Here is a 3,133-nt window from a genome sequence, read left to right on the forward strand (position 1 = left end):
CAACGCCGGGGGCGGCAACATCGGGGTGCCCGTCGTGCAGCTCGTCGGGCTCGCCGTCATCGGGGCGAGCGGCGGGCCGCGGGTGGTCCTCGGGATCTACATTCCGCTCATCCTCGTCTCCGTCGTCTGCGCCGCCCGGTACATGGACAGCATCTCCTCGGTGCGCAATGACACCGGGGCCGCCAAGGCCGCCGTGCGGCAGGGACACACGTGGGTGATGGCGCTGCTGTACGTGGGGTCCTTCGGCTCCTTCATCGGGTACAGCTTCGCCTTCGGGCTCGTCCTCCAGACGCAGTTCGGGCGTACGCCGCTGGAAGCCGCCCAGCTCACCTTCGTCGGGCCGCTGCTCGGCTCGCTGATCCGGCCGGTGGGCGGGCGGCTCGCCGACCGGTACGGCGGGGCACGCATCACCCTCGCCAACTTCCTCGCCATGGGCGCCGCGACCGGCGTCGTCGTCATCGCCTCCGAGCGGGAGTCGCTGCCCCTGTTCGTCGGCGCGTTCGTCGCGCTGTTCGTGCTCACCGGACTCGGCAACGGCTCCACGTACAAGATGATCCCGGGCATCTTCCAGGCCAAGGGGGAGGGCCTCGGGCTCACCGGGGAAGCGGCCGCCGCCTACGGACGGCGGCTCTCCGGGGCCGCCATGGGGCTGATCGGGGCCGTCGGCGCGCTCGGCGGGCTCGGCATCAACCTCGCCCTGCGGCAGTCCTTCCAGACGGTGGGTTCGGGCACCGGCGCCTACGCCGCCTTCCTCGTCTTCTACGGGGTGTGCGCGGGCGTCACCTGGGCCGTATACCTTCGCCGGCGGCCCGCGCCGGGCCGTAGGGTCTCCGGTACGGACGCCGAGGCGAAGCCGCAGCTCAGCTATGCCGAGGTGTGACGTAACACGGCGGACATCACCGTGAACCGGGCCCGTCACGCGCCGTTGACAGGCTCGGAGCGTCAACAGCCGGCCGACCGCGGGACCCAGACGAGACGGACTCATGCACGCCAATCCTCCGAACGACCCGAGCCCGGCCGCGCGCGCGGAGTACGGGCCCCTCGCCGGGTTCACCGTCGGCGTGACCGCGGCCCGGCGCGCCGACGAGCTCGGCGCGCTGCTCCAGCGGCGAGGCGCCGCCGTCCTGCACGCGCCCGCGCTGCGCATCGTGCCGCTCGCCGACGACAGCGAACTGCTCGCGGCGACCAAGGAGCTGATCGACGACGCCCCGGACGTCGTGATCGCCACCACGGCGATCGGATTCCGCGGCTGGATCGAGGCCGCCGAAGGCTGGGGCCACGGCGAGGCGCTCCTGCGCTGTCTGCGCGGCGTCGAACTGCTCGCCCGGGGCCCGAAGGTGAAGGGCGCCGTACGGGCCGCCGGACTCACCGAGGAGTGGTCGCCCGCCTCGGAGTCCATGGCGGAGGTGCTCGACCGGCTGCTCGGCGAGGGCGTCGAGGGGCGGCGCATCGCGCTCCAGCTCCACGGGGAGCCGCTGCCCGGCTTCGTCGAGTCGCTGCGGGCCGGGGGAGCGGAGGTCGTCGGGGTGCCCGTCTACCGCTGGCTGCCGCCGGAGGACCTCGCCCCCGTGGACCGGCTGCTCGACGCCACGGTCGCACACGGCGTCGACGCGCTGACCTTCACCAGCGCCCCCGCCGCCGCCTCCCTGCTCTCCCGGGCCGAGGAGCGGGGCATGGCGGAGGAGTTCCTCGCCGCCCTCGGCCATGACGTCCTCGCCGCCTGCGTCGGGCCGGTGACCGCGCTGCCGCTCCAGTCGCGCGGCGTGGACACCGCGCAGCCCGAGCGCTTCCGGCTCGGCCCCCTCGTACMGSYSCKCYSSCRSGMRSGCGCTGCCCGTCGCCGGGCACCGGATGGAGATCCGCGGCCACGCCGTCGTCGTCGACGAGGAGCTGCGGGCCGTGCCGCCCGCGGGCATGGCCCTGCTGCGGGCGCTCGCCCGCAGGCCGGGCTGGGTGGTGGCCCGCGCGGAGCTGCTGCGGGCGCTGCCGGGCGCGGGCCGCGACGAGCACGCGGTGGAGACGGCGATGGCACGCCTGCGGACCGCCCTCGGCTCGCCGAAGCTGGTCCAGACCGTCGTCAAGCGCGGCTACCGCCTCGCCGTCGACCCCGCGGCGGACTCCAAGTACGCCGACTGACGGCCCCGCCCGGACAGCACGAGACCCCGCGCCAGCGACGCGCACGCCACCGAGCACAGCACCGCCCGCACCGCGTTCCACGCCACCCACGCGTCCTCGAACCTCTCCCGGACCGCCGAGGGATCGCGCAGCTCCGCCGGATCGCCCGCCGCCGCGAGCTCGTTGTTCAGGGGGACGTTCACCGCCGACGTGAGGACGAACGCCGCCGCGTACACCAGCAGGGCCGCGAGCACCCACCACCGCGGCGGCGTCCCCCGCTGCTGCCAGGCCGAGAGCGCCGTGAGGAGCAGCGCCCCGAAGAAGCCCGCGAAGAAGACGGGGTTCTGGATGGCCTCGTTGATGTCCCGCATGACCGCGATGTACACGCGGTCGTCGCTGCGGGCGAGCCCCGGCATCACGGCGCACGCGAAGGCGTAGAACGTCCCGGCGATCAGGCCCATGGCCAGCGTCGCCGCCCCGAGCACCGGGCCCGCGTACCTCTGTTTCCGCGTCATGCCGATGAGTCAACCGGCCGGGACCGCGCCCGGCCATGGCCCGGCGTCGCGGGGCCATGTGCGAGCGTCTCGCCCCGGTGGCAGGGGTTCCGGACCCGCCGGGGGACGGGCACTGTAGGGGTACGCACCGGTAATCCTCACGGTAACCCCCAAGGCGGTGACAGACGCATGGCGTTGGGCATGGCCCCGGCTCCGTACGAGCTGCGATTCGACTCCGGGCGCAGCTGCCTCGACCTCGTGGCGACGAACCACCCCGTGGAACGGCTCGGCTCCGTGGCCGCCCTGCGCGCCTGGCTCCTGGGCGCGGGCCTCGTGCCGCCGGACGCGCGGCTGGCCGCGGCGGGGCCGCCGTGGCTCGACCACTTCCACGCGTTACGCCGGTACACCGCCGAGCTGGTCGACGGCGAGATCGACCGGCTGTCCGCGCCCAGGAGCCAGGCGCGCAGGGCGGCCACGGAGCCGAGCCGTTCCACGGGGTGGTTCGTCGCCACGAGGTCGAGGCA

General features: G+C 74.6%; 3 protein-coding genes and 1 pseudogene. 3 read left to right on the forward strand and 1 reads right to left on the reverse strand.

All coding sequences use genetic code 11. The features are described 5' to 3' along the window. Together AB8Z36_RS37055 and AB8Z36_RS37060 are read left to right on the forward strand one after the other, a co-directional pair. On the forward strand, positions 1-880 hold an 880-nt coding region (locus AB8Z36_RS37055; protein ID WP_369217778.1), incomplete at its 5' end, for an MFS transporter. 103 nt (positions 881-983) lie between these two features. After that, positions 984-2,136: pseudogene (locus AB8Z36_RS37060) on the forward strand (uroporphyrinogen-III synthase). On the opposite strand, the gene AB8Z36_RS37065 reads toward AB8Z36_RS37060, so the two are convergent. Further along, the gene (locus tag AB8Z36_RS37065) at positions 2,088-2,630 is read right to left on the reverse strand and encodes an anthrone oxygenase family protein (protein WP_369217779.1); all 543 of its coding nucleotides are present in this window, start codon (positions 2,628-2,630) and stop codon (positions 2,088-2,090) included. The pseudogene AB8Z36_RS37060 and the gene AB8Z36_RS37065 sit on opposite strands and share 49 nt — an antisense overlap. A 168-nt stretch (positions 2,631-2,798) precedes the next feature. Between AB8Z36_RS37065 and AB8Z36_RS37070 the strand changes: the two genes are divergently transcribed. Next, positions 2,799-3,133: ABATE domain-containing protein (locus AB8Z36_RS37070; protein ID WP_369217780.1), on the forward strand; the 335-nt coding region annotated here is incomplete at its 3' end.

This window comes from Streptomyces flavofungini, assembly GCF_041028215.1.
Classification (GTDB): Bacteria; Actinomycetota; Actinomycetes; order Streptomycetales; family Streptomycetaceae; genus Streptomyces; species Streptomyces flavofungini_B.